Here is a 23,589-nt window from a genome sequence, read left to right as displayed (position 1 = left end):
TGCAGGCGTAATGCGAATTTCAGGCACAAAAAAACCGCCTCTCGGCGGTCTACGACATTACTACTTATTGCTTTGATTATTCGGTATTTTCGTTCCCTGGTACCCGGGGCGGGACTTGAACCCGCACAGCCATAAGCCGAGGGATTTTAAATCCCTTGTGTCTACCGATTTCACCACCCGGGCTCGGGAAAGTTGGAGGCGCGTTCCGGAGTCGAACCGGACTGGACGGATTTGCAATCCGCTACATAACCGCTTTGTTAACGCGCCTTTATTCTGTTTTGCCTTTTCAGGCCAAAGCCGGTGAATCACCCACTTCGTTTTGTTCTTCGGGATTGCGATGATAAAATCGCTTATCCTAATCATCTGATTCTTAAGTAATTTATTTCGTTACTGCCGAATCGATGGACTGCATTATGGACTAAACCCCCACCTTGGCAACCCCCCGAAATAGCAAAAAGTTCTCTAACGCTTTCAACTGCTTATTTTGTGGGCGCACTGTTCACAATGCCAACGAAAAGGCAAGCGCAATGTTGATATTATATGCATCGGCTCAGAAATTCATGGGCAAAACGGTTCTTTTTCTCGACAGGAATGGCCCACCCCGGCTTTTCGCTTGCTTATGGCGAAGGGCTATCGTGCAAAACCTCATCAGTCGGGGCATCACGCAATCTTCGACGCCACCATAAAAACCCGGCGAACATTCCCGGTAAAACCGCGATCGCGCCAAAAATACGCTGATCGGCATTCAGCAAACCGGGGGCAATGGCGGACACCACCGCACACAACAGCAGAAACCACCGCAATTGGCGAATGCCTGAATGGGCGATACCGGCAATAGCCCCCGCCAAACATGCCGGCAAAAAACCGAGCGCATAAGAAAAAATGCCGATAAACCCCGCCATGCCCAGCAAGTCGCCGGCATCGAGAAGACTTATTCCCACCCACTCACCGCTGCCGAACGCCATCAGCAGAAACATGAGCACGCCCCCCAACGGCGGGGCGACCAGGCCGAAGAACAGCGCACATCCCGCCGTCGTTCTTATCAGATGCTTTAAAGCACCAGATTCCATACATCCTCCTATGCCCGGTTTCAAAAGACCGACCTACCGCTTCACTTTGCCGATAACCCAGCGATTTGACGAGGCGACAGCGCAGCATGGCTGTGCCTGAGTGCTCGGATGGCGTCATACGCCGCATTATTTTCTTCTTGCGTGGCGAACCGCCGGACGTATCAAATTATTGTTTCACCGTTTAACGGCTGCATCCAACAGTATGACAACGACAGGAAAGATACGTGAGAAGGGTCAATAATCGATATGGGAAGATGAAGAAAGGTGTCGCCGAATGGCGCAGAAGCAGAAAACGAAAAAGGGGCCGAAGCCCCTTTTCCTTACCTGCCGAATCACGGGGGATTCAACAGGCTAATATTTGGAGCGGGAAACGAGGCTCGAACTCGCGACCTCAACCTTGGCAAGGTTGCGCTCTACCAACTGAGCTATTCCCGCATTACCAGAACCGACTGATTTCTTTGCTATCTTTCGGCAATTCATCGTTGTCGTCTGATGCGATGCATTCTACTTACCTGACGTGATGAGTCAATAAAATTGTTGGCCCACCACGATCGTTTGCCGCTTTTTGCAGCGTATCGATCACGGTTCCAGCAAATCGTTACGCGCCGCGTTCAAATATTGGAACATCGACCAGAAAGTCAGCACCGCCGCAATATACAGCAAGCCGATTGCCACATATTCCACAGAGCGATCCGGGCGCCACAGCAAGCCCACCAGCGACATCATCTGCGCCATGGTCTTCACTTTGCCGATCCAGGACACCGCCACGCTGCTGCGTTTGCCAATTTCCGCCATCCACTCGCGCAGCGACGAAATGATGATTTCGCGGGCGATCATGGTGGCCGCCGGCAGCGTGATCCACCAGCTGTGGTAGTGCTCCGCCACCAGCACCAGCGCTACCGCCACCATCACTTTGTCCGCGACCGGATCCAAGAACGCCCCGAAGCGCGTCGTTTGTTTCCAGCGGCGCGCCAGGAAACCGTCAAACCAGTCGGTGACAGCGGCAAACACAAAGATAACGGCGCAAACCATCGGAGCCCAGCTGAACGGCAGGTAAAACGCCAGCACAAAGAATGGGATCAGAACTACGCGAAACAGGGTAAGCCAAGTCGGTATATTCAATTGCATAATGCTACGGTAACTATCTGGCTAAAGTGGAAATTAAGAGTATGTTGCTACATTGCCCTCAGTGTTTCAATGCATTGTAGATCTTTTCTGCCAATGCTTGTGAAATACCCGGCACTTTTGCAATTTCCTCCACGCTGGCGTTCAACAAAGGTTGCAGTCCGCCCATATACTTCAACAGCATCTGGCGCCGTTTCGGCCCTACGCCCTCAATCAGTTCCAGTGCGCTGGTATTTCTGACTTTCGCCCTTCTCTGCCGGTGACCGGTAATCGCATGATTATGTGAATCATCGCGGATGTGTTGGATCACATGCAGCGCCGGCGAATCCGGCGGCAACGAAATCCCTTCGCCTTCCGGCACGAAGAACAACGTTTCTAACCCGGCCTTGCGATCGGCGCCTTTGGCAATGCCGATCAACAACGGTTTATTCTTGTCCCAGGTGACGTTCAGCGAGTTGAACACGTCGATCGCCATGCCGAGCTGCCCTTTGCCGCCGTCGATGAAAATGACATCCGGGATTTTTTTCTCTTCCAGCGCTTTGCCGTAACGGCGTTTCAGCACCTGCGTCATCGCCGCGTAGTCATCGCCGGGGGTGATACCGCTAATATTGTAGCGCCGATACTCCGAACGCACCGGGCCGTTTCCGTCGAACACCACGCACGAAGCCACGGTCTGTTCGCCCATGGTATGGCTGATGTCGAAGCATTCCATACGGTTGATTTCCGCCAGATTCAGCACCTTGGCCAATTCCGCCAGCCGCTGATGGATCGTCGACTGTTGCGAAAGCTTGGTGGTCAACGCCGTTGCCGCGTTGGTGCGGGCCAGCTTCAGATAACGGGCGCGGTCGCCGCGCGGCTTGCTTTGAATTTGGATCTTGCGCCCCGCCAACTCGGAGAGCGATTCTGCGAGCAGGTCCTTTTCCGGCAAGCTGAAATCCAACAGGATCTCGCCGGGCAGCGTGCGCGCCTGGCTGCCCTGCAGGTAAAACTGGCCGACGAAAGTCTGCACCACTTCGCTCATATCCGTACCGCCCGGCACCTTAGGGAAATAGCTGCGGCTGCCCAACACCTTGCCCTGACGGATGAACAGCACGTGCAGGCATGCCATACCGGCGTCGAACGCCACGCCGATGACATCCAGATCGTCACTGTCGCCCGACACGAACTGCCGCTCGGTAACGCGGCGCACGGCCTGAATTTGATCGCGTATGCGCGCCGCCTCTTCGAAATTGAGCAGCTTGCTGGCTTCTTCCATGCGGGCAATCAGCTGGTGCAACACCTGTTGATCTTTGCCCGAAAGAAACAGCCGCACATAGTCCACTTGTTGCCGGTACTCTTCTTCACTCACCAGGCCGGCGACGCAAGGGCCCAGGCAGCGGCCGATCTGATACTGCAGACACGGGCGCGAGCGGTTGCGGTACACGCTGTTTTCGCACTGGCGGATCGGGAACAGCTTCTGCAGCAGCGCCAGCGTTTCGCGCACGGCGTAAGAGTTGGGAAAAGGACCGAAATATTCGCCCTTGGCGTGTTTGGCGCCGCGATGCACCGCTAGACGGGGATGGGTATCGGCGCTGAGAAAAATCAGCGGATAAGATTTATCGTCTCGCAAAAGAACATTATATCGCGGTTGGTACAATTTAATGTAGTTATGTTCCAACAACAGCGCTTCTGTTTCGGTATGGGTAACCGTTACGTCTATTTGCGCGATATTTTTAACCAGCGTTTCGGTTTTACGGCTGCTGACCTGCTGCCGAAAATAGCTGGCGAGACGTTTTTTCAGGTCTTTGGCTTTACCGACGTAGATCACCGTGCCAGTGGCGTCATACATACGATAGACGCCAGGTTGGCTGGTGACGGTACTCAGGAAAGCTTTGGCATCAAAACGGTCATTCACTGCTTAACAACGTCTCCGCATTGAACAATCCATGTCGGATGGCCAAGTGGGTCAGTTCGACGTCGCCGCTGATATTCAATTTGCTGAACATACGGTAACGGTAACTGTTCACCGTTTTCGGGCTGAGACTCAGTTGCTCCGAGATCTCATTCACTTTTTTGCCTTTGGTGATCATCAACATGATCTGCAGCTCGCGCTCAGACAGGCAGCTGAACGGCGTTTCGGCCTGCGGCTCCAGCTGGCTCAGAGCCATTTGCTGGGCGATATCAGACGCGATGTATCGCTGCCCCGCATGCACGGAACGCAAGGCGTTAATCACTTCCTGCGGCGCGGCGCCCTTGCTCAGGTAGCCGGCGGCCCCCGCCTGCATCACCTTCGCGGGCAAGGGATTTTCGGTATGGATAGTCAGCATGATGACTTTGACGTCGGGTGCATAACGCACAATCTTGCGCGTGGCTTCCAGCCCGCCAATGCCCGGCATATTCATGTCCATCAGCACGATATCGACAGCGTTGCCACGGCACCATTTTACGGCGTCTTCACCGCACTGGGCCTCACCGACAACTTTTATACCTTTGATATCTTCAAGAATGCGTCGTATCCCTGCGCGCACCAGTTCGTGGTCATCAACAAGAAGAACGCTAATCAAGGAAAATTCTCCAAAAAAAGGGAGTAACGCAATCAGCCTCTGTTTTCGCCAGAGATATTACTTGTTTTTCAGACAAGAATGAACACAGATTAATACATACTTCCGAATAACTTTGCGGAGCATAGCTGATTTTTCAATTTTAGCCGTCTATGCCGCCGATAAATCGTCACGTCGGAAAAGATCGAGCGACGAAAATAATTTCGTCGCGCTGCGTCAGACACAGGATAGCGCGACAATCATGCCGCGAGGGAGAAATCTGTGTAAGCAATCACGACATGAATAATATTAACACGGCTGTTGGCTGTTTGTAATCATTTGATATTTAAAGCTGCGGCCAACGCGAGCCTGACAGCCAGCGTACAAAACTATTATTACCGACCAACACCGGCAAAATCAGTGCCACCCGCCCCCAATAATTATAATAACCCCGATTGTTCAACAATAACGTGCCGGGCAAATACTTGTTAACCACCTCGAAATAACTGGCCGACAATGGATGACCCGGGCGTGCAATGAGCAAACTTCACCCACCAGCGCCGCCAGAGCAAGCCCGGTGCAGATGGCTGACGCATGCTATGCTATACTCCGCGCCCAGTTAAATTCGCCGCCGTGCGTGGGCAACTTGCCTATAGTCCGCGCGCGGTGCGCTAAAGCAGCTTGTATCAGGCTACGGCCTCAAAAATCAGGAGAGAAAATGAGCAACGTTGATTTCACTACGTCTGCAAACCCGGAGATCTTGGCGACCGAGGTTGCCTGCCTCAAAGCCACGCTGACGCTGATCCTGAAGTCGATCGGCCAGGCCGATGCCGGGAAAGTCATCATCAACATGGAACGTTTCATCGCCCAGATTGAAGATCCGACTCAGGCGGAAATCTTCAAGAACAGCATTCAGCAAATCAAGCACGCTTACCGCCAGTAAACGTTGCCGCTCAGACCCGCGATTCATGCGGGTCTGTTTTTCCCCGCACTACGCAATACGCCATTGATTCTGCTCAGGCTTTCGGGCAGTGTGTTGGCTTTCCCCCGCCACCCGAGACCGTTATGGGCATCTTTGTCAAAGCGCTGATAGGCGCGCTGGTCGTGGTTCTGATCGGCCTGCTGGCCAAAACGCGCAACTATTATATCGCCGGTTTAGTCCCGCTCTTCCCCACTTTCGCTTTGATTGCGCATTATGTTGTCGGCAGCGAACGTTCAATAGCGGCGCTGAAAACGACGCTGATTTTCGGCATGTGGGCGGTGTTGCCCTATCTGGTGTATTTGATTTCGCTGTATTTCCTGATTAACAGTCTGCGGCTGTCGTTAGCGTTGGGTGCGGCGGTACTGTGCTGGATTGCGGCGGCGTGGCTATTAATTACACTGTGGGGATGGTGGCAAGGGCGTTAACGCCCTTGCCTGGGCGGTTACGGCCGCCCTGCCTGCAAAACGAAGCCTCGCTGCCGATCGCCGGCGATACGCAGATAGCGGCTTTCACCGGCGCGCAGCGTCATCGGCACGCTGCCGCTGGTATCACGCCAAATACACAGAGAGTTCTCTATCATATCTTGCCCGATGCTCACCGAAGTATTGCCCGGCGGCACGCGAAACTCCGCTTTTTCTTTCGCGCCCAGCGAAGCGGCGAACTCCCCATTCACATAAACGCCGGTGCGGCAGCTACCCGCCAGCATTCCACTGTCGCGCACCACCACCACCGTGGCGTATGGCGTATCCGGGATATTCTGATAAAGCATCAGACGGCTTGGGGGCGGTAATTCAGCCTGTTGCGGTGGTACGGCTTGGGTCGCACATCCCGTCAACAGTGCAGAGGCGAACAACAACGCGGCGTAATGCTTCATCCTTGGCTCCTGAAAAAATAATGCTTATCGTAACAAGAGAATAGCTGCTGTCAGTAGCCTTCATGTCGCAAAGACGAAAAAATCGGATAACTTCCTACTCATCGCCCTGCGCGTCTTTCCGGATAAGAAGATTCTGTATTAAAGACCTTGAAATAAAGGCGATTTTTAAAAATTTAAAACTTTACCATGCCGCGTTGGATATCTGCCGCAAACGCGTCACTGACGTAGCTGAAGCCATCCGGCGTGACGTAAACCCGGGTATGACCGGTCTCTGACAGCACCGCCACCATATATCCCAGACTGAGCATTTCATGCGAAGGAACATTCATCGGCGTTAGAAATCCGCGTCCGCGGCACCACTGATAAAAGCGAGTTCGCCCATATCCCAACACGGTGCCAACATCGGAAAGGTGCTTAAAATTATCATAATCCCCTGATGGTGAAGGCAAACCGCCATGGCTTTCAGGCGTTTTCTTTATCCCAGACAAAATAAACTCCTTTTTTGAACCTGTCGCTAACGGTTATCCCTCATCTGAGCTGAATTTAAAAAATCCAAATTTAAAATGCAAATGAATTCCCTGTAACTAAAAAGTATTTAATGGAAGAATTCCGAAAATAAAGGCACAATAAAAAAACAGAAATAAAAAAATAGAGCATTAATACCGTGCATTAAAACTTGGCCATGGGTAAATATCTTAATTCAAAATTCCATTTAAACAGGATAAGAAAATACTTAGCTTGCATACTGTTCTTCCCTCTCATAACGCTGAGATAATGACCAAGCCATGCAGCAAAAAGAGAAAAGATATAAAATCGCTCTGCCCACACACTCTCATCGTCAGATCTGCCCCTTGTAAGCCTCTCCCCTATCGCCGACGGCGCATTTCAGGGTGCCGTTGCCTCAATCACACCTAAACAATAACCATTATCATTTCCAATTGTGTCGTCAGTTGATTACACTTTTTCGCATCGCTGGTTGGGAAGATTCCTAGTCAGTGATCACCAGGATAGAGGAAGAGTTAGGGACACCATGAAGAATTACCGTTGTTTGATTGTTTTGCCGTTATTGATGATGACTGCCTGTACCCAATGGGAAAGACCCGGCGCAGTTGAGAGCACCCGAAATGCCGAATATGCCGAATGCCGCAGTCGGGGCTACGATCGCTTCCCGCCAGACGTCGTGCGGGACGTAGAGTTCAGCTACGAAAACAAATACATCCCTTGCGAGAAGAATAAGAAAGATTGTCCATCGGGATATCGCTATGACAAAGAGCCGTCGATCAAAACGGTACAGACCGATCGCAATCAGTCAGCCCGAAACGCCACCATCGAGGCTTGTATGTACGGCAAGGGCTGGCGAGAGAAAACCTACTATTGGCCGCAGTGGTGATGCAGCGAAATCGATTTGGACTGAAACGCCACTGCCGCGATGCCCCATCAATTATCGTCGTCGCTGCAATGCCTTCCCAGAGCAACCAGCGTTTCCGTCCGCACCGGCGTTAAAGGGGCGCGTGGCGGCGGCAAAGGCCACCCCAACAGGTGCCGCGCCGCCGTCGCGCAAACCTTGCCCTGACAGGCTCCCATACCACAGCGGCTGCTCAGCTTGGCCGTGTTCCAGTCAGGTTGATGGCATACCTGTTCCAGCGTGACGTCTTCGCAGCGGCACAGCAGCGTCTGCGGTTTGGCCAGATAACTCATGCGTTCATCAAGCGCAAAAGCGGCCGCTGTCGACGTGGCGAAACGCCGCCATCGCCGCCGCTGCGCCGTCAGGGATTCGGCTTTTGCCTTTTGCCCGGTGGCGGCATAACCGGCGATGGCGCCGGTGGTGAGCGCCAGTTCACTGCCGCCGATACCGGTACACTCCCCGGCGGCATAAATTTGCGCCTGGCTGGTTTGCTGCCAATAATCCACCGCGACGGCGTCGTGTGCGATCCGGCATCCCAGCAGCATCGCCAGTTCAATATTCGCCACCAAACCGAAGCCGCAGGCCAGCCTGTCACAGGCCACCGTACTTTCCCGCCCGCCGTTGCCGACGCGCACTGACGTCAAACGCTCTTGCCCCAATGCCGCCAATACTCGGCTATCGGCACGGTAATGAGGCTGAATCAGAGAAAACGACTGACGCAGCTTGGACGGCCAACGCCACAGGCCGCCGGCGAACGCCGCCAATCGCCGCAGCGCCGCCTGTTCCGCGACCAGCACGACCTCGCCACCGGCCTGTTTCACACTTTTCGCCACCGCCAACAGCAACGGACCGCTGCCGGCTATCACCACCCGCTCGCCGCGGATCGCCAGCCCCTGCTTGATTTGCGCCTGTAGACCACCGGCGCCGCTCACTCCCGGCAACGTCCAGCCAGGAAACGGCAGCAGCAGTTCACGGGCGCCATTGCATAGAATCAGCTTTTGATAGCGAATCACGCCGCAGCCTTCAGCGTCTTCATACGCCAATCGGTTAGCGCCACACTGCGCCACCAGCTTGCAGCCGGAGTGCAGCACAATATTTTCCCGCGCCGCCATCGCCTGCCGATATCGTCTCGCCGCTTCAGGCAAAGCCACCTGCGGCCCATCACGCCAGATTTGCCCACCGGGGTGCGGATTATCATCGATCACCCGTATCTGCCCCCCGTTTTCCGCCGCCGCCAGCGCTGCCGCCATGCCGGCCGGCCCGGCGCCGACGATCAGCACCTCGCAATCGAAGTCACTCATCATCGCTCCTCTCAATCCGCATGCCGGATTGGCACAACGTCTGGCACGCCAGGCGGCGCAGACCGTTAATGGTTACCCGGCATTCCTGACAAACGCCCATGCCGCAAAATGGTGCGCGCGGCTGGCGTAAAATCGACAACCGGCAATGATCCCCGCCGCACAAACTGAGCGCCGCGGCAACGCTGATGCCAACCGGCACCCGGTAGGGTTTGCCGTCGATGCTCAACGCGAGCGTGTTTTGCCTCTCTTTCATACGGGCAGCTCCTCGGCGGCAAACGCCCGCGCCGCCAAATACGGGGAATCATCAATCTCCGGCGCCTGCCGGCCGATCTGCGCAGCAAGCAGCGCGGCGCTGCCGAGGGCGGTCGTGACGCCCAGCCCCTCGTGCCCCAACGCCAACCACAACCAGGTATGCTGCGGATGCGCGCCCAACAGCGGCAATCCATCGGCAGAGGCGGCGCGCAGCCCGGTCCAACAGCGAATGATGTTCAGCTGCGCCAGTGCGGGCAAGAAATGCTGCGCGCGCATGAGCATCGCCGCCAGCAGCGGCATATCCAATGACGAATCGACGGAATCGAACTGGCGGGAAGAACCGATCAGCCATTGCCCGGTGGGCCGCGCCTGCACATTGAACGCCACGGAGGCGCCGTCGCTGGCATGCGCGCTGGCGCCATACCCCAGCTCCACCAACTGATGCCGCACCCGCGGCGGATAACGATCGGTGATCGCCAGGTGGCCCTTCTTGGCACGCAGCAACGGCTGCGACAACAAATCATTGGCCCACAGGCCGCAGGCCAAAACGACCACCGGCGCCGCCAGCTCTCTGCCGTCCGCCAACCGCACCGCTGCCTCGTCCAGCGCGATCGCTTCACCCTGCACCACATCGATCGCCGCGCCAGCGTCGGCCAACAGCCAACGCGCCGCGTGCGGCGCATACAAAATGCCGTCGCCCGGCACCCGCAGCCCACCGGCAAGCCCCTGCCGCAGCATCGGCTCCATGGCGGCAACCTGCTCCGCCGTCAGCAGTTCCGCCGCCACGCCCTGCTCCGCCAGCCGCGCCCGCTTTTGTTCGGCGATGGCCATTTCATTCGCTTGCTCCGCCAACCACAGCGTTCCGCAGCCGCGCCAGGCGCAGGCTTGCGGCATCCGGCCCGTCACTTCACGCCATAACCGCAGCGAATAAGCGCTCAACGCCAGCTCGGCCGGGTTGTCGTCCATGCATACCAGGTGCCCCATGCCGGCGGCGGTGGCGCCAGCGCGACAGTCGTCCACCACCGAGACGCGGTACCCCTCCCTCGCCAACCGCCAGGCGCAGGCGGCGCCGATGATGCCGGCACCCACCACGATGGCATCAACTCCCCGTCCGCCGCCCATCAGCGTATGCCCCAGACAAAAGGATCGCGTTCGTCGAGCAACAGTTGGCTATCGGCGCATACATAAGCCTGCCCACGAATAAAGGGGGTGATGCGCTCGCCGTTCCAGCGGTAATAAGCCTGGAATTCGCTGCCGATGACGCTGGCCTGGCGCCAGTGCATATCGGGCGCCAGTTTGCCGTCCGCCGCCAGACACGCCAGCTTGGCGCTGGTGCCGGTGCCGCACGGCGATCGATCGTAGGCTTTGCCGGGGCACAGCACGAAGCTGCGGCTGTCGGCCTGCGGATCGTCACCGAACAGCTCGATATGGTCGATCGCCCCGCCGTCTTCGCCACGAATGCCCGCCTGTTCAAGCGCCTGCCGGACCGCCCAGGTGAACGCGGTCAGCGCCTCCAGATTGTGTTTATCGATGGTCAACGGCGACTCGCCGATGAGAAAAAACCAGTTTCCGCCCCAGGCAATGTCCCCCGTCACCGGGCCGTAACCGGCCACCTCAACTCGCACCTGGTGGCGATAACGATAAGCCGCCACGTTCTCTACGGTAACGCTGCCGTCATCATGCAGCGTGGCGTTCACCGGGCCGACCGGGGTCTCGATCAGATGACGCCCGGCGCGGATGCGCCCGAGATGCGCCAACGAAGCAATCAGCCCGATAGTGCCGTGGCCGCACATGCCCAGATAGCCGGTGTTGTTGAAAAAGATCACCCCGGCGGTAGCCTGCGGCGAACAAGGCCGACACAGCAACGCCCCCACCAACACGTCATTGCCGCGGGGTTCGAGCATCACCGCGCAGCGCCAATCGTCATAATGTTGCGCGAAATGCGCCCGCCGTTCCGCCATGCTGCCTTCGCCAAGGTCGGGGAAGCCTTCGACGATCAGCCGGGTCGGCTCCCCGCCGGTATGAGAATCGATCGCCCGCAAAGCGGTGATATGCGCAGAAAGTGCCATCGGCGTCTCCAGGGTTAATGAGATGTTACCAATGGCGTTAGCCTGAACGAATGCGCGCATGACGGCTTGATGCGTTTCGGCGTGGCGAATGAAGAAATCAGCACAATGAGGCCAGGCTAGCCTGGCCCATCACGGGCATACGTTTAACGCAACCATAACAATAACTTATTTATCATGACGTTACTTTCATGCTAGACCACCGCGTAGCGAGAAATACCGCAGTTTTCAAGCAACCGGCGCGCGCCGTCCGGCAAAAGTATGCGGCGATCCGCATATTTGGTAGCCAGCCGGAAATAGCGCTTGATTCGTTACAAAAAAGTTAATATTGATGCGAAAGCGCCAACCTGGCCGCCTGTTTTTCCGGCTAACGACCGAAAAGGGACTGCTATGCGATCCATTTCAGACCATCAACATCAGATTTCTCCCTCACCGCCTGCCCTGGTGGAGCTGCCGGATCAGGAGGACGTTTTCGCCGTCGAACATTTGTCGCGCCTGTGCGACGGGCTGGCGCAGCAGCGTCCGAACAACCTGCGCGATCTGCTCAATACGCTGGCGCTGATCGCGCCGTTGCTGAACGCGATTCCCAATGTGGTGTTCTTTATCAAAGACGCCCAGGCGCGCTACCTGTTGGCCAACCTGACGCTGGCCAGGCGCTGCGGCTTCAAGACCGTCGCGCCGCTGCTGGGCAAGACGTCCGCCGACGTTTTCCCCGCGCAGCTCGGATCAGGCTACACCGAGCAAGATCTGCGGGTATTGCGCCACGGCGTGCTGATCCAGGATCAGCTGGAAATGCACCTGTACAACGGCCGTGAAACCGGCTGGTGCCTGACGCAAAAGCTGGCGCTGTACGACGCGCAGGGAAAAATCATCGGAATGGCGGGCATTTCACACGATCTGCAAGAGGCCAAAGCCAATCATCCGGCTTACCAACGGCTGGCCGCGATCGACGTATACATCCGCCGCCACTACGCCCGGCCGATCGCGCTCGAGGAGCTGACGGCGTTGACCGGGTTATCGGTGGCGCAGATAGAACGCTACTGCAAACGTATCTTCCACCTCACTCCGCGCCAGATGATCCACAAAGTGCGGCTGGAAAAGGCCACGGAACTGCTGGCGGGCGAGCTGCCGATCACCGACATCGCGCTGCAGTGCGGCTATACCGATCACAGCGCCTTCAGCCGTCAGTTCAAAGCGATGACCGGTTCCACGCCGCGCGATTTCCGCCTGACACTTTCCGCTTAATACGCTGATTTACCTAATTAAAATCATTCTTTATGGCGCACCGGCGCCCGATTTCTGCATGCCCGCTTTCCGGCGCCATTGTGCCAATTTCGTCGCAGCAATCGGCGAAAAGCGTCAAGCCTGCCTGTGCAATACCGGTCAATCTGTCGGTGAGCCTCACCAAAGATTCACTTTTTATTAACACTTTCGAATGACAGGACAAACACGATGAGCCATAAAACCCTAAGCTGGAGCGGCGTATTCCCGGCGGTGACGACCCAGTTCCGCAACGATTTTTCTCTGGACCTCGACGCCACGCATACGGTGATCAAAAACCTGGTGCGCGACGGCGTCTCCGGCCTGGTCGTCTGCGGCACCGTCGGTGAAAACACCTCGATGACGGTACAGGAAAAGCTGGCGGTGATCGAAGTGGCAAAGGACGCCGCCGACGGCCAAGTGCCGGTGATCGCCGGCATCGCCGAATTCACCACCGCCTTCGCGCAAAACATGGCGCGTGAAGCGCAAAAGGCAGGCGTCGACGGCATTATGGTGATGCCGGCGCTGGTCTACTCCGCCAAGCCGCACGAAACCGCCGCGCACTTTCGCAGCGTCGCCGGCGCTACCGATCTGCCGATCATGGTCTACAACAACCCTCCCATTTACAAAAATGACGTCACGCCCGACATCCTGACCTCACTGGTCGACTGCGAGAACATCGTGTGTTTCAAAGACTCGTCGGGCGACACCCGCCGCTTTATCGATCTGCGCAACGAAGTCGGCGATCGCTTCGTACTGTTCGCCGGATTGGATGATGTGGTGCTGGAGAGCATCGCCGTCGGCGCGCAAGGCTGGATCTCTGGCATGTCCAACGCTTTCCCGCGCGAAGGGGAAACCCTGTTCCGTCTGGCGAAGGAAAAACGCTATGAGGAAGCGCTGGCGCTGTACAGCTGGTTCATGCCGCTGCTGCATCTCGATGCCCGCCCCGATCTGGTGCAATGCATCAAGCTGTGCGAACAGCGGGTCGGCCGCGGCAGCGCCATCACTCGCCCGCCGCGTCTGGCGCTGCAGGGTGAAACGCTCTCCGAAATCAACGCCGTGATCGATAAAGCGCTGGCCACTCGTCCCACGCTGCCGAACGTCGGCCTGTAACGCCTTCACCGCCCGGCCACGCCGGGCGTCGCACTTTCTCGTACCGGGGGACCCATGCCCAACGCTCGCGATGCCGCCATCAGCGGCCAACAATTTATCGGCGGCCAGCGCCGTGCTACGGGAGAAGCGGCGCTGCTCAGCCTGCGCGCCGACGACGGTCAGCCGACCGGCTACCGCTTCCACCAGGCTACGGCGGCAGAAGCCGCCGCGGCGGCCTTTGATCCCTATTCGCAATGCAGCGCCGAACAACGCGCGAGTTTTCTCGACGCCATCGCCGAGGAGCTGGACGCGTTGGATGAGACCTTCTTCGCCTTCGCCATGCAGGAAACCGCCCTGCCGCCGGCGCGGTTAAGCGGCGAACGCGCCAGAACCAGCGGCCAGATGCGGCTGTTCGCCACGCTGCTGCGACGCGGCGACGTCGAGGGCGTGCGCATCGACTGCGCGTTGCCGCTGCGTTCTCCTCTGCCGCGTCCCGATCTGCGTCAATATCGCACGGCGCTCGGTCCGGTGGCGGTGTTCGGCGCCAGCAACTTTCCGCTGGCGTTTTCCACCGCGGGCGGTGATACCGCCGCCGCGCTCGCCGCCGGCTGCCCGGTCGTGTTCAAGGCACACAGCGGCCATATGATCACCGCCGAGCTGACCGCTCAGGCGATCGAGCGCGCAAGGGAACGTATGGGCATGCCCGCCGGCGTCTTCAACATGATCTTCGGCAACCGTGTGGGAGCCGAGCTGGTGCAGCACCCGGCGATTCAGGCCGTGGGGTTTACCGGCTCACTGCAAGGCGGCCGGGCACTGTTCGATCTGGCCGCGCAGCGTCCCCAGCCGATCCCGGTCTTCGCCGAGATGTCGAGCATTAACCCGGTCGTGATCCTGCCGCAGGCGTTGGCTCGGCGCGGGCAGCACATCGCGCAGGAACTGGTCTCCTCCTTCACACTCGGCTGTGGCCAGTTTTGCACCAAGCCCGGCGTGATCGTCGCGCTGCGCGGCGTCGCCTTCGAACGGTTGGCCGCGAAGATGAGCGCATTGGTCGACGCCGCCCCCCCACAGCCGATGCTGAATGCCGGCACGCTGGAGCACTACCGGCGCGGGCTGGCCGCGCTCGATGCCCATCCGCACATACGGCATCTGGCGGGGGGGCGCGAGATTCTGCCCCACCGGGCAGCGGCGCAGCTTTATCAGGCGGAGGAAACATTGCTGCTGCAGGCCGATCCGCTGCTGCAAACAGAGGTCTTCGGCCCGGCCAGCGTGCTGGTGGCGGTAGATAACGAAGCGCAGCTGCATGCGGCGCTGGCGGCGTTGCAAGGCCAGCTGACCGTCACGCTGCTGGCGGAAGACGGCGATCTCGATATGGCCGCCGGGCTGACGGCATTGCTGACGCGCAAAGCCGGCCGGGTGCTGTTCAACGGGTATCCAACCGGGGTAGAGGTGTGCGACGCCATGGTGCACGGGGGCCCTTATCCGGCGACCAGCGACGCACGCGGCACCTCGGTAGGCACGCTGGCCATCGAGCGTTTCCTGCGGCCGGTCTGCCTGCAAAACACCCCGGCGGCGCTGCTGCCGCCGCCGCTGCAGGACGCCAACCCGCTCAACCTGCTGCGGCTGGTGAACGGCGTTTACACCCGAGATCCCATAGTTTCACCTGCCCAACATTAGCCCGGCCGCATCTGCCTGCCACTCAATAACAAAAGGGTAATACCATGACAACCCAAGGCAAATTCAAGAAGCAGCTTACGCTCACCGATCTGACGTTCATCGGTCTGGGCGCCATATTCGGCTCAGGCTGGCTGTTCGCCGCCAGCCATGTCTCCTCCATCGCCGGCCCCGCCGGCATCTATTCCTGGCTGATCGGCGGCCTGGCGGTGCTGCTGCTGGGCATCGTCTACTGCGAGCTGGGCGCCGCCCTGCCGCGCGCCGGCGGCATCATTCGCTATCCGGTGTTCTCGCACGGCGAATTGATGGGCTATCTGCTGGGGTTTATCACGCTGATCGCCTTCTCCAGCCTGATCGCTATCGAGGTCGTCGCCGCCCGTCAGTACGCCGCCGCCTGGTTCCCGCTCCTCAGCCAGCCGGGTTCCGGCGATCCGACAGCGCTCGGCTGGCTGGTGCAGTTGGCGCTGCTGTGCTTTTTCTTCGCGCTCAACTACTACAGCGTCAAAACCTTCGCCAAATCCAATAATCTCATCAGCGTGCTGAAGTTTCTGGTGCCGCTGTTGGTGATCGTGGTGCTGTTCAGCTTTTTCAAACCGGAAAACCTGCACAGCCAGGGCTTTGCCCCCTTCGGTTCCGCCGGGGTTGAAGCCGCCATTTCCGCCGGCGGCATCATCTTCGCCTACCTCGGCCTGACGCCGATCATTTCGGTCGCCAGCGAGGTGCAAAAACCGCAGCGCACCATTCCCATCGCGCTGATCCTGTCGGTAGTGCTGTCCACCATCATCTATGTGCTGCTGCAGATAGCGTTTCTCGGCAGTATCCCCAGCGAGATGCTGAGCGGCGGCTGGGCCGGCATCAGCCAACAGTTTTCCCTGCCGTTCCGCGATATCGCCATCACGCTCGGCATGGGATGGCTGGCGTTTCTGGTGGTCAGCGACGCGATCGTTTCGCCCAGCGGCACCGGCAACATCTACATGAACGCTACGCCTCGCGTGATCTACGGGTGGGCGCGCGCCGGCACCTTCTTCAAACTGTTCACCCGGGTGGATGGTGAATCCGGTATCCCGCGCCCGGCGTTGTGGCTCACCTTCGCCCTCTCGGTCTTCTGGACGCTGCCGTTCCCATCGTGGGAAAAGCTGATCGGCGTGGTGTCCGCCGCGCTGGTGCTGAGTTACGCCATCGCCCCGGTCACCGCCGCCGGGCTGCGGCGCAATGCGCCCGATATGCCGCGTCCGTTCCGGGTGCGCGGTTTCTGCGTGCTCGGCCCGCTGTCATTTATCATTTCGGCGCTGATCGTCTTCTGGTCCGGCTGGGACACCGTCTCCTGGCTGCTCGGCTTGCAGATACTGATGTTCTTCATCTACATCCTGTTCAAGAATCAGGTGCCGACCCACGCCGTTAGCCTCAGGCAGCAAATTTGGTCCTCGCTGTGGCTAATCGTCTTCTATGCGCTGACGATCGCGCTTTCCTACCTCAGCAGTTTCGGCGGCATCGGCGCTATTGCTCATCCGTGGGACACCCTCACCATGGCGGTGATTGCGCTGGCGATTTACTACTGGGGCGCCTATACCTGTTTACCCCAGGCCAATTTTATCGGCGATGAAGAAGAATGACCCAGGGAGGACATCGAAATGACAACCATGCACGTTTTGTCGCTGGAACACGCTTATCAACTGGCGCTACGCGCACTGCGCTGCAACGGCTTCAATCAGGCGCATGCCGAGACAGTGGCGCAAAATGTCATTCAGGGCGAGCGCGACGGCTGTGCTTCGCACGGGTTGTACCGGCTGTTGGGCTGCGTCCGCTCATTACGGGCGGGCAAAGTCTCTGCCGATGCGAAACCCAGGCTCTTCGACCAGGCGCCGGCCATCTTGCGCGCCGATGCCGGCGGCGCCTTTTCCCTGCTCGCCTACCGCACCGCTCTGCCGGCCTTTATCGATAAGGTGCGCGCCAACGGCATCGCCGCCCTGGCGATCAACCGCTGCGTGCATTTCTCCGCGCTGTGGGCCGACATCGAACCGCTGACCGAACAGGGTTTAGTGGCCTTAGCCTGCACGCCCAGCCACGCCTGGGTGACGCCGGCCGGCGGTTCACGCCCGCTATTCGGCACCAACCCCATCGCCTTCGGCTGGCCGCGCCCGGCTCGGCCGCCGTTTTTGTTCGATATGGCCACCAGCGCGGCGGCGCGCGGCGAAATCGAATTGCATCGCCGCGCCGGCACCCCGCTGCCGGAAGGCTGGGGCATTGATAAGGCAGGCAACCCCTCCACCGACGCCGCCAGCGTGTTGGAGGGCGCGATGCTGACTTTCGGCGGCCATAAAGGCTCGGCGCTGGCGGCCATGGTTGAATTGTTGGCTGGGCCGCTGATCGGCGACATGACCAGCAAAGAATCGCTGGCCTATGACGACGGCACGGGTTCATCGCCCTACGGCGGTGAACTGATCATCGCGTTGGATCCCGAGCGTTTTCTCGGCGCGGATAAGGAGCGGTATTTCGCCAGCGCGGAGGCGATGTTTGCCGACATGCAAGCGCAAGGCGCACGCATTCCCGGCGAGCGGCGCTATCGGCAACGACGCCACAGCGAACAATACGGCGTTGAAATCCCCAGGACGCTGTACGACGAGATAGCGGCGCTGTGCGATTAGCGCCGAATTGATGCCCCCGCGCCGCCAATCCGGCGCGGGGCGAAGTTTAGCCTGCCTGAGCCAAGTCGCTGTGCAGGCGCTTGCGCCACACGGGTTTGCTGTCCCATTGGGCGAAATGTTTCGCCTCTTTACCAGGTTGCACTTTGTGCCACATGCCCTCTTGCCACCGGATCGGTTCCTTTCCGCGCAACGTTGGGCGGGTCTGTTTAATCGTTCGTTGCAAGACGCTCGCTTCTTCCGCAGTAATGTTCGGCGCCTGTCTGGCGGCGTCCAGCGCGCGGCTTCCCAGCGGTGCCATCACCTGATACAACACTTTGACCTGCTGTAGCGTCGCTTGCTGATTCGTGCTCATGCCTTTGCCGGACCAGTCGTCGAAATTTTCACCGGGATCGTCACCCTGCGCGCGATATTCGTTACCCGGACCCTCGACGATATTCCAGCCTTGCCAGGTCACCAGGGTATGTAACCCATCGCGATCCTGCAGATTTTCATTCTTGATCTGTTTGAGCACCTCGGCGCGGTTAGGCACACCGATCAGATTCATAAACTCGTCGAGCGCGTTCCAGTGCTCGCCAGCCACCAGACCATTCCAGACATTGCGTAAACAGTTCCAGGGGATGGTGTGATGCCAGGTCAGCGTGATAAGCGGTTTGGTTGGCGTATGTTGCCAATGGCTCGGTTCACTGCCTCGATCGCCTCTGATGATCCCATCGACTTCTAATGGCATGGCTGCCCCTCTTCTGGCTGAAATAAAGAATATGCGCAAGGCCGCTGGCCCGGTCGGCATAAAAAACGTCAGCTAAAATCGTAGCAGCTCAGGCTGAGATGGCAATAAAGCAGCCTGCGTTCTGCGGCCGACCGGCGACCGCAGAACGCGCATGAAAACGGCGGGCTTAAAGGAGGATTATCGAACCACCATCACCGATATATTGGCATGGCGAACGATGGCGGCGGCGTTGGAGCCCAACAGATAAGTTTTCACGCTCGGGCGACGCGAACCGATGATGATCAGATCGGCGTCGATCTCTTCCGCCAGTTCCAGCGCCTGATCGCGCGCAGAGCCAAAGCTGACGGTGTAATTGAGGCGATCTAACGGCAGATCGATTTCCGACATGATTTTCTTCAGCTTCTCCACCGCCTTCACTTCCGCCTGATTCTCAAACTCCTTGAGACCGAACGAATAGGCAGTAACAAAAGCCGAGGCATCCGGCAGCGCATGGAAAAAATGCACTTTAGCGCCGGACATCTTCGCCAAATATTCCACATGCTTCAGCGCATGCTCGGTCAACAGATCCTCTTCAATATCTATCGGCACTAAAATAGTCTTGTACATATCACATCCTTTCTATGTAAACCGGGTGCCTACAGAGTACTGCCGCGCACGGGCGCGGTGAACCGCTTTATCACGCTTTTGTGATCGGAGGTAAATACTGATAAGGACAATGCTTAATTTAACAAAACATAAACATCGCGCCGCTAACTGATAGGCGATTAATTATTTATTTCTCGCAATTAAATCAGCTGTAAATAAACGGCTTTGGCGGTGGCTGCGGTCTTATTGGCGACCGAAAGTTTTTTAATCGAGTTACCGATATGGAAATTGATCGTACGTTCACTCACCCCCATCAGCAGCGCGATCTCTTCCGCCGTTTTGCCTTCGCTGCACCAGCGCAAGATATCTTTCTCGCGCAGCGTCAGCACATCTTTTATCGCTTCGTCGTTCACCGATATCAACGCTTCACGCAGCGTTTTGTGGGCGGTTTGCGCCAGCCAAAGGAAAAAGAGTTCATTCACCGCGCCGGCCTGCGGCGTTTGCTGCGGCAGCGTCTTGCCGGCAAAAGTCAGGATCCCCAGGCGGCCATAGCAATCCTTGACCGATTGCGACCACCCGGTGTGCAGACCAAACTGCGACATGCGCTGCCAAAGCGCCGGCCGCTCGTGATAAAAACTTTCGTCCCACTGGAATTGCAGCGTGGAATGGTGGGCTCGCTCGATGACAGGATCCTGCAAATACGCCCGCTGCCGCCGATAATCCTCGAGATAGCGCGCCGGAAACGTTCCTTCAACCCGCATTTTTGGCCGGCTCGCCGGATAACAGGAAAAAACGATGTAGGAGAAATAATCAAAACCCAGCGCCTCGGCGCAGCGCCCCAGTTGGGTCAGAAAACGTTCGCGATCGGTCAAACTGCCAATCACCTCCGCCATGAGCCGTTGAGTGCGGGTATCCATAACGCAGGTTCTCCAAATAGCGATGTCGATTTATCGATAGGTCAGACTCACTATAGGATATCGCCGCCCGGCGCCAATAGCCGTTTCATATAATAAAAAATACGAACGCTATAACGAAAAAAGCTATTCCCCGGTTTATTTCCCTCAGAATAAGCCTTTTTATTGGGCTGAGCCGCAAAACTACGCGAATAGCATAACCCCGTCTGCAGGTAAACCTGTCATTTCTACCGTTAGACAGTCAAGACACCGCCAATTACTTTCCTCACAGGCACCCGGTGCCGCCGTAAATCCAAAGAGATAATAAGCATTTGCGAATTTCGCATGGCATACAGTGACGGGGATTTTCTATGGCAGAAAGTAATGCGGCAATTCAATCGGCTGCGATTATCGGCGCGGGAACGATGGGCAGAGGCATCGCTTATCTTTTGGCGCAAAAAAGCATTCGTACGGTGCTTTATAATCGCAACGGCAATACCCTCAATCAAGCTCGCGACGCTATCGTGCAAGACCTGAACAAAAAGGTGGAACAGGGCAAGCTCGCGCTGCAGGACAAAGACGCGGTGCTGGCTAATCTGACGTTCTCCGCGGAATTTGGGGCCATCGCCGACAGCGATCTGGTGATCGAAACCATCGCAGAGCATGAGCAAGCCAAACTCGAGGTGCTGGCGGCCATCGCCGCGACGGTCAAGCCCGACACGCTGATCGCCACCAATACCTCCTCACTGTCGCTTAATAAGCTGGCGACGGCGGTGACGCACAGCGAACGCTTTATCGGTTTGCACTTTTTCAACCCCGCGCCGCTGATGAAGCTGATTGAAATCATTCCGGCCTATTTTACCGCACAGGTTACCACCGAACGTTGCCGTCAACTGGTGGCGGCGTTGGGGAAACGCGATGTCGTCTGTCAGGCCACGCCGGGATTTATCGTCAACCGTATGGCCCGCCCCTACTATCTGGAAGGGTTCCGCCTGTTGGAAGAACACGTGGCGCGTGCGCCGCAGATCGACCGCGCCCTCAAAGCCGGCGGACACTTTCGCATGGGGCCGCTCGAGCTGACCGATTTTATCGGTCAGGACATCAACTATCAGGTCAGCCGGCAAATTTGGCAGGACATGCAGTACGATCCGCGCTATACCCCGGGCCATCTGCAGCGCTCGCTGGTCGATGCCGGTCTGTTGGGCAAAAAGAACGGCCGCTCCTATTTTTCCACCGAAGAATCTCCCCCGCCGCTTGCGGCCGCCGTCGATGCGGAGGTCGAGACGCTACGCATTTACGGTGAACATCCTCTCTTTACCCTGCTACAGCAGCGGGCCGCCCTGCAATGGCCGCGGCTGCGCGTGGAACAACGGCCGACATTACCGGGCCTGGGCGCCGCCATTCAGGTCAATGACGCTTTCACCGTCAGCGTTACCGATGGCCGCACGGCAAACCAGCTTGCCGAACAGACCGCGGCGGACGCCTTTGTCGTCGATGTCGCCCTGAACTACGGCGATACGGCGTACCTGGTGGCGGCGCATAGCCGCCACGCCTCTGCGGCCAATAAGGCGCTGTTTTTACGCCTGCTGCACACCGCGATCCCGCAGGTGGAATTTATCAAGGATTCCCCGGCCTTGATCGTCGCCCGCGTGCTCAGCAGCCTGATCAACGAGTCGGTGATCATGGTGGAAAGCGGCGTCTGCAGCCGGGAAGACATTGATGTCGCCGCCGTCGCCGGCGTGAACTACGCCGACGGCATTTTCGGCTGGCTCACTCGCCTCGGGGAGGAAAATGTCAGGACGACGCTGAGCAACCTGGCGCAATTGCTGCACGCGGCGCGCTATGCGCCGCATTACACCCTTCTGCACGCCGCCCAACCGGCGCTGACCACCACGCCTTAAGGATCCATGATGAGCATTAAAGATGACGGTGTTTATCTGATCGACGGCACGCGCACGGCGATCGGCGCCTATGGCGGCAGCCTGGCGCATACCCGCCCCGATGATATGGCGGCGACGATTATTCGCAGCCTGTTTCAGCGCCATCCGGTGGTGCAGCAGGATCTGGATGAAGTAGTGCTGGGCTGCGCCAACCAGTCCGGCGAAGACAACCGCAACGTCGCCCGCATGGCGACGCTGCTTTCCGGATTGGATCAGTCGGTGCCGGCCATCACCCTCAACCGCCTTTGCGCCTCCGGGTTGGATGCGGTGATCTACGCCGCGGCGAAAATCCGCAGCGGCCTCAGCGAACTGATTCTGGCCGGCGGCGTGGAAAGCATGAGCCGCGCGCCCTATGTGCTGAGCAAGGGCGAAACGCCGTTCGACAAGGGGGTAAAGCTGTACGACACCACGCTGGGATGGCGCTTTGTCAACCCGCGCCTGGCGGAACGCTACGGCAGCGATCCGCTGGGCATCACGGCGGAAAACATGGCCCAACAGCAGGGTATCTCACGCGAGGAACAGGATCTGTTCGCGTTGGGCTCGCAGCAAAAAGCCCGCCGGGCGATCGACAGTGGTCGATTGGCGCGGGAAATCACGCCCGTGGATGTGCCGGCGGATCGTAAAACCACCCGTATATTCGCACAGGACGAATTCCCCCGGCTCAGCACGCTGCAGCAGTTGCAGGCGCTGAAACCGGCCTTCGCCGCCGGTGGTTCGGTCACCGCCGGCAATGCTTCCGGCATCAATGACGGCGCCGCCGCGCTGCTGCTGGCCTCCGGGCGCTACGTGAAACGCCAGGGCTGGCAACCGCTGGCGGAGATCGGCGACAGCGCGGCCGCCGGCGTCGCGCCGGCGCTGATGGGGCTGGGGCCAATCGCCTCCACCGAGCGCTTACTGCAGCGCGGCGGTTTCACGCTGAATGATTTTGACATCATCGAGATTAACGAAGCCTTCGCCGCGCAGGTTCTGGCGGCGCTGAAACACTGGCGCATCGACGCCGGCGACGCGCGCGTCAACCCAAACGGCGGCGCCATCGCGCTCGGCCATCCGCTGGGAATGTCCGGCGCGCGCCTGGTGCTGTCGGCGGCGCTGGAATTACGCGATCGGCAGGCCGGCAACGCATTGGTCACAATGTGCGTCGGCGTCGGTCAGGGCCTGTCATTAAACCTTAAAGCCGTTTAA

At 58.4% G+C, this 23,589-nt stretch carries 23 protein-coding genes and 3 tRNA genes; 10 read left to right on the top strand and 16 right to left on the bottom strand.

Going from position 1 to position 23,589, the window contains the following annotated elements:
* Positions 1–97: 97 nt before the first annotated feature.
* The 7 genes from SERRSCBI_RS08765 to uvrY form a co-directional block, all read right to left on the bottom strand.
* Positions 98–183 (bottom strand) — tRNA-Leu (locus SERRSCBI_RS08765).
* A gap of 10 nt (positions 184–193) precedes the next feature.
* A tRNA-Cys gene (locus SERRSCBI_RS08760) sits at positions 194–267 on the bottom strand.
* A gap of 350 nt (positions 268–617) precedes the next feature.
* On the bottom strand, positions 618–1,070 hold the full coding sequence (locus SERRSCBI_RS08755; RefSeq protein ID WP_042784167.1) for a hypothetical protein: 453 nt from the start codon (positions 1,068–1,070) through the stop codon (positions 618–620).
* Positions 1,071–1,429: 359 nt separating this feature from the next.
* Positions 1,430–1,505: transfer RNA gene (locus SERRSCBI_RS08750), tRNA-Gly, on the bottom strand.
* A gap of 144 nt (positions 1,506–1,649) precedes the next feature.
* Positions 1,650–2,198: a CDP-diacylglycerol--glycerol-3-phosphate 3-phosphatidyltransferase gene (gene pgsA, locus SERRSCBI_RS08745; RefSeq protein WP_033642639.1), complete on the bottom strand. Its 549-nt coding sequence runs from the start codon at positions 2,196–2,198 to the stop codon at positions 1,650–1,652.
* Positions 2,199–2,256: 58 nt separating this feature from the next.
* Positions 2,257–4,089, bottom strand: a complete 1,833-nt coding sequence (gene uvrC / locus SERRSCBI_RS08740; RefSeq protein ID WP_071883544.1) for an excinuclease ABC subunit UvrC — start codon at positions 4,087–4,089, stop codon at positions 2,257–2,259.
* Positions 4,082–4,738, bottom strand: a complete 657-nt coding sequence (uvrY, locus tag SERRSCBI_RS08735) for a UvrY/SirA/GacA family response regulator transcription factor (protein WP_004927947.1) — start codon at positions 4,736–4,738, stop codon at positions 4,082–4,084. The genes uvrC and uvrY overlap by 8 nt, the downstream gene beginning before the upstream one ends.
* Before the next feature lie 694 nt (positions 4,739–5,432).
* Between uvrY and SERRSCBI_RS08730 the strand changes: the two genes are divergently transcribed.
* Both SERRSCBI_RS08730 and SERRSCBI_RS08725 read left to right on the top strand, forming a co-directional pair.
* Complete coding sequence (locus tag SERRSCBI_RS08730; protein WP_004927950.1) at positions 5,433–5,657, top strand: DUF2594 family protein; 225 nt, start codon at positions 5,433–5,435, stop codon at positions 5,655–5,657.
* Positions 5,658–5,779: 122 nt separating this feature from the next.
* Positions 5,780–6,121 carry a GlpM family protein gene (locus SERRSCBI_RS08725; protein ID WP_033642637.1) on the top strand — a complete coding sequence of 114 codons (342 nt, stop codon included), beginning with the start codon at positions 5,780–5,782 and terminating at the stop codon, positions 6,119–6,121.
* Positions 6,122–6,138: 17 nt separating this feature from the next.
* On the opposite strand, the gene SERRSCBI_RS08720 is transcribed toward SERRSCBI_RS08725, so the two are convergent.
* Together SERRSCBI_RS08720 and SERRSCBI_RS24690 are read right to left on the bottom strand one after the other, a co-directional pair.
* Positions 6,139–6,570 (bottom strand): hypothetical protein, encoded by a 432-nt coding sequence (locus SERRSCBI_RS08720; protein ID WP_033642636.1) that lies wholly within the window; start codon positions 6,568–6,570, stop codon positions 6,139–6,141.
* 173 nt (positions 6,571–6,743) lie between these two features.
* A complete protein-coding gene (locus SERRSCBI_RS24690; RefSeq protein ID WP_033642635.1) occupies positions 6,744–7,058 on the bottom strand; it encodes a hypothetical protein in 315 nt (104 codons plus the stop codon).
* 542 nt (positions 7,059–7,600) lie between these two features.
* On the opposite strand from SERRSCBI_RS24690, the gene SERRSCBI_RS08710 reads away from it, so the two are divergent.
* Positions 7,601–7,960, top strand: a complete 360-nt coding sequence (locus SERRSCBI_RS08710) for a hypothetical protein (protein WP_033642634.1) — start codon at positions 7,601–7,603, stop codon at positions 7,958–7,960.
* Positions 7,961–8,007: 47 nt separating this feature from the next.
* Here SERRSCBI_RS08710 and SERRSCBI_RS08705 read toward each other — a convergent pair whose 3' ends face one another.
* Genes SERRSCBI_RS08705 through SERRSCBI_RS08690 form a run of 4 tightly spaced genes read right to left on the bottom strand, consistent with a single transcriptional unit; the run spans position 8,008 to position 11,597 of the window.
* Positions 8,008–9,276: an FAD/NAD(P)-binding oxidoreductase gene (locus SERRSCBI_RS08705; RefSeq protein ID WP_042784164.1), complete on the bottom strand. Its 1,269-nt coding sequence runs from the start codon at positions 9,274–9,276 to the stop codon at positions 8,008–8,010.
* On the bottom strand, positions 9,269–9,529 hold the full coding sequence (locus SERRSCBI_RS08700) for a (2Fe-2S)-binding protein (protein ID WP_042784163.1): 261 nt from the start codon (positions 9,527–9,529) through the stop codon (positions 9,269–9,271). The genes SERRSCBI_RS08705 and SERRSCBI_RS08700 overlap by 8 nt, the downstream gene beginning before the upstream one ends.
* Positions 9,526–10,650 (bottom strand): FAD-binding oxidoreductase, encoded by a 1,125-nt coding sequence (locus tag SERRSCBI_RS08695; protein ID WP_042784162.1) that lies wholly within the window; start codon positions 10,648–10,650, stop codon positions 9,526–9,528. The genes SERRSCBI_RS08700 and SERRSCBI_RS08695 overlap by 4 nt, the downstream gene beginning before the upstream one ends.
* Complete coding sequence (locus SERRSCBI_RS08690; protein ID WP_033642630.1) at positions 10,650–11,597, bottom strand: 4-hydroxyproline epimerase; 948 nt, start codon at positions 11,595–11,597, stop codon at positions 10,650–10,652. Before SERRSCBI_RS08690 ends, SERRSCBI_RS08695 begins: the two co-directional genes overlap by 1 nt.
* 387 nt (positions 11,598–11,984) lie before the next feature.
* Here SERRSCBI_RS08690 and SERRSCBI_RS08685 point away from each other — a divergent pair, with 387 nt between their 5' ends.
* From SERRSCBI_RS08685 to SERRSCBI_RS08665, 5 genes are all read left to right on the top strand, one after another.
* The gene (locus SERRSCBI_RS08685; protein ID WP_033642629.1) at positions 11,985–12,839 is read left to right on the top strand and encodes an AraC family transcriptional regulator; all 855 of its coding nucleotides are present in this window, start codon (positions 11,985–11,987) and stop codon (positions 12,837–12,839) included.
* A 207-nt stretch (positions 12,840–13,046) separates the two neighbouring features.
* Positions 13,047–13,967, top strand: a complete 921-nt coding sequence (locus SERRSCBI_RS08680) for a dihydrodipicolinate synthase family protein (RefSeq protein WP_042784161.1) — start codon at positions 13,047–13,049, stop codon at positions 13,965–13,967.
* A 54-nt stretch (positions 13,968–14,021) separates the two neighbouring features.
* Positions 14,022–15,620, top strand: coding sequence for an aldehyde dehydrogenase (NADP(+)) (locus tag SERRSCBI_RS08675; protein ID WP_042784160.1), 1,599 nt, complete (start codon positions 14,022–14,024; stop codon positions 15,618–15,620).
* Positions 15,621–15,664: 44 nt separating this feature from the next.
* Positions 15,665–17,230 carry an APC family permease gene (locus tag SERRSCBI_RS08670; RefSeq protein WP_033642626.1) on the top strand — a complete coding sequence of 522 codons (1,566 nt, stop codon included), beginning with the start codon at positions 15,665–15,667 and terminating at the stop codon, positions 17,228–17,230.
* 18 nt (positions 17,231–17,248) lie between these two features.
* Entirely contained in the window at positions 17,249–18,262 is a 1,014-nt protein-coding gene (locus SERRSCBI_RS08665; protein ID WP_033642625.1) for an Ldh family oxidoreductase, read from the top strand.
* 46 nt (positions 18,263–18,308) lie between these two features.
* Here the strand turns inward: SERRSCBI_RS08665 and SERRSCBI_RS08660 are convergent, their stop codons facing one another.
* The 3 genes from SERRSCBI_RS08660 to SERRSCBI_RS08650 all read right to left on the bottom strand — a co-directional run bounded on the left by SERRSCBI_RS08660 (position 18,309) and on the right by SERRSCBI_RS08650 (position 20,491).
* Positions 18,309–18,989, bottom strand: coding sequence for a hypothetical protein (locus SERRSCBI_RS08660; RefSeq protein WP_033642624.1), 681 nt, complete (start codon positions 18,987–18,989; stop codon positions 18,309–18,311).
* 177 nt (positions 18,990–19,166) lie between these two features.
* Positions 19,167–19,595, bottom strand: a complete 429-nt coding sequence (locus SERRSCBI_RS08655) for a universal stress protein (RefSeq protein ID WP_033642623.1) — start codon at positions 19,593–19,595, stop codon at positions 19,167–19,169.
* 179 nt (positions 19,596–19,774) lie between these two features.
* Positions 19,775–20,491, bottom strand: coding sequence for an autoinducer binding domain-containing protein (locus SERRSCBI_RS08650; RefSeq protein WP_042784158.1), 717 nt, complete (start codon positions 20,489–20,491; stop codon positions 19,775–19,777).
* A 347-nt stretch (positions 20,492–20,838) separates the two neighbouring features.
* On the opposite strand from SERRSCBI_RS08650, the gene SERRSCBI_RS08645 reads away from it, so the two are divergent.
* Entirely contained in the window at positions 20,839–22,368 is a 1,530-nt protein-coding gene (locus tag SERRSCBI_RS08645; protein WP_042784155.1) for a 3-hydroxyacyl-CoA dehydrogenase NAD-binding domain-containing protein, read from the top strand.
* Positions 22,369–22,377: 9 nt separating this feature from the next.
* Positions 22,378–23,589, top strand: coding sequence for an acetyl-CoA C-acyltransferase (locus tag SERRSCBI_RS08640; RefSeq protein ID WP_042784154.1), 1,212 nt, complete (start codon positions 22,378–22,380; stop codon positions 23,587–23,589).

Source organism: Serratia sp. SCBI (assembly GCF_000747565.1).
Taxonomy (GTDB): domain Bacteria; phylum Pseudomonadota; class Gammaproteobacteria; order Enterobacterales; family Enterobacteriaceae; genus Serratia; species Serratia ureilytica.
This window is presented reverse-complemented; position numbering and strand designations above follow the sequence as displayed.

Excerpts from the sequence above, each read along its gene's own strand:
- SERRSCBI_RS08655 (WP_033642623.1), bottom strand. The coding sequence starts at position 19,595 with ATGTACAAGACTATTTTAGTGCCGATAGATATTGAAGAGGATCTGTTG.
- SERRSCBI_RS08675 (WP_042784160.1), top strand. The coding sequence starts at position 14,022 with ATGCCCAACGCTCGCGATGCCGCCATCAGCGGCCAACAATTTATCGGC.
- SERRSCBI_RS08670 (WP_033642626.1), top strand. The coding sequence starts at position 15,665 with ATGACAACCCAAGGCAAATTCAAGAAGCAGCTTACGCTCACCGATCTG.
- SERRSCBI_RS08695 (WP_042784162.1), bottom strand. The coding sequence starts at position 10,650 with ATGGGCGGCGGACGGGGAGTTGATGCCATCGTGGTGGGTGCCGGCATC.
- SERRSCBI_RS08685 (WP_033642629.1), top strand. The coding sequence starts at position 11,985 with ATGCGATCCATTTCAGACCATCAACATCAGATTTCTCCCTCACCGCCT.
- SERRSCBI_RS08705 (WP_042784164.1), bottom strand. The coding sequence starts at position 9,276 with ATGAGTGACTTCGATTGCGAGGTGCTGATCGTCGGCGCCGGGCCGGCC.
- SERRSCBI_RS08720 (WP_033642636.1), bottom strand. The coding sequence starts at position 6,570 with ATGAAGCATTACGCCGCGTTGTTGTTCGCCTCTGCACTGTTGACGGGA.
- SERRSCBI_RS08650 (WP_042784158.1), bottom strand. The coding sequence starts at position 20,491 with ATGGATACCCGCACTCAACGGCTCATGGCGGAGGTGATTGGCAGTTTG.
- SERRSCBI_RS08645 (WP_042784155.1), top strand. The coding sequence starts at position 20,839 with ATGGCAGAAAGTAATGCGGCAATTCAATCGGCTGCGATTATCGGCGCG.
- SERRSCBI_RS08640 (WP_042784154.1), top strand. The coding sequence starts at position 22,378 with ATGAGCATTAAAGATGACGGTGTTTATCTGATCGACGGCACGCGCACG.
- SERRSCBI_RS08725 (WP_033642637.1), top strand. The coding sequence starts at position 5,780 with ATGGGCATCTTTGTCAAAGCGCTGATAGGCGCGCTGGTCGTGGTTCTG.
- SERRSCBI_RS08680 (WP_042784161.1), top strand. The coding sequence starts at position 13,047 with ATGAGCCATAAAACCCTAAGCTGGAGCGGCGTATTCCCGGCGGTGACG.
- pgsA (WP_033642639.1), bottom strand. The coding sequence starts at position 2,198 with ATGCAATTGAATATACCGACTTGGCTTACCCTGTTTCGCGTAGTTCTG.
- SERRSCBI_RS08710 (WP_033642634.1), top strand. The coding sequence starts at position 7,601 with ATGAAGAATTACCGTTGTTTGATTGTTTTGCCGTTATTGATGATGACT.
- SERRSCBI_RS08690 (WP_033642630.1), bottom strand. The coding sequence starts at position 11,597 with ATGGCACTTTCTGCGCATATCACCGCTTTGCGGGCGATCGATTCTCAT.
- SERRSCBI_RS08660 (WP_033642624.1), bottom strand. The coding sequence starts at position 18,989 with ATGCCATTAGAAGTCGATGGGATCATCAGAGGCGATCGAGGCAGTGAA.
- SERRSCBI_RS08730 (WP_004927950.1), top strand. The coding sequence starts at position 5,433 with ATGAGCAACGTTGATTTCACTACGTCTGCAAACCCGGAGATCTTGGCG.
- SERRSCBI_RS08755 (WP_042784167.1), bottom strand. The coding sequence starts at position 1,070 with ATGGAATCTGGTGCTTTAAAGCATCTGATAAGAACGACGGCGGGATGT.
- SERRSCBI_RS08665 (WP_033642625.1), top strand. The coding sequence starts at position 17,249 with ATGACAACCATGCACGTTTTGTCGCTGGAACACGCTTATCAACTGGCG.
- SERRSCBI_RS08700 (WP_042784163.1), bottom strand. The coding sequence starts at position 9,529 with ATGAAAGAGAGGCAAAACACGCTCGCGTTGAGCATCGACGGCAAACCC.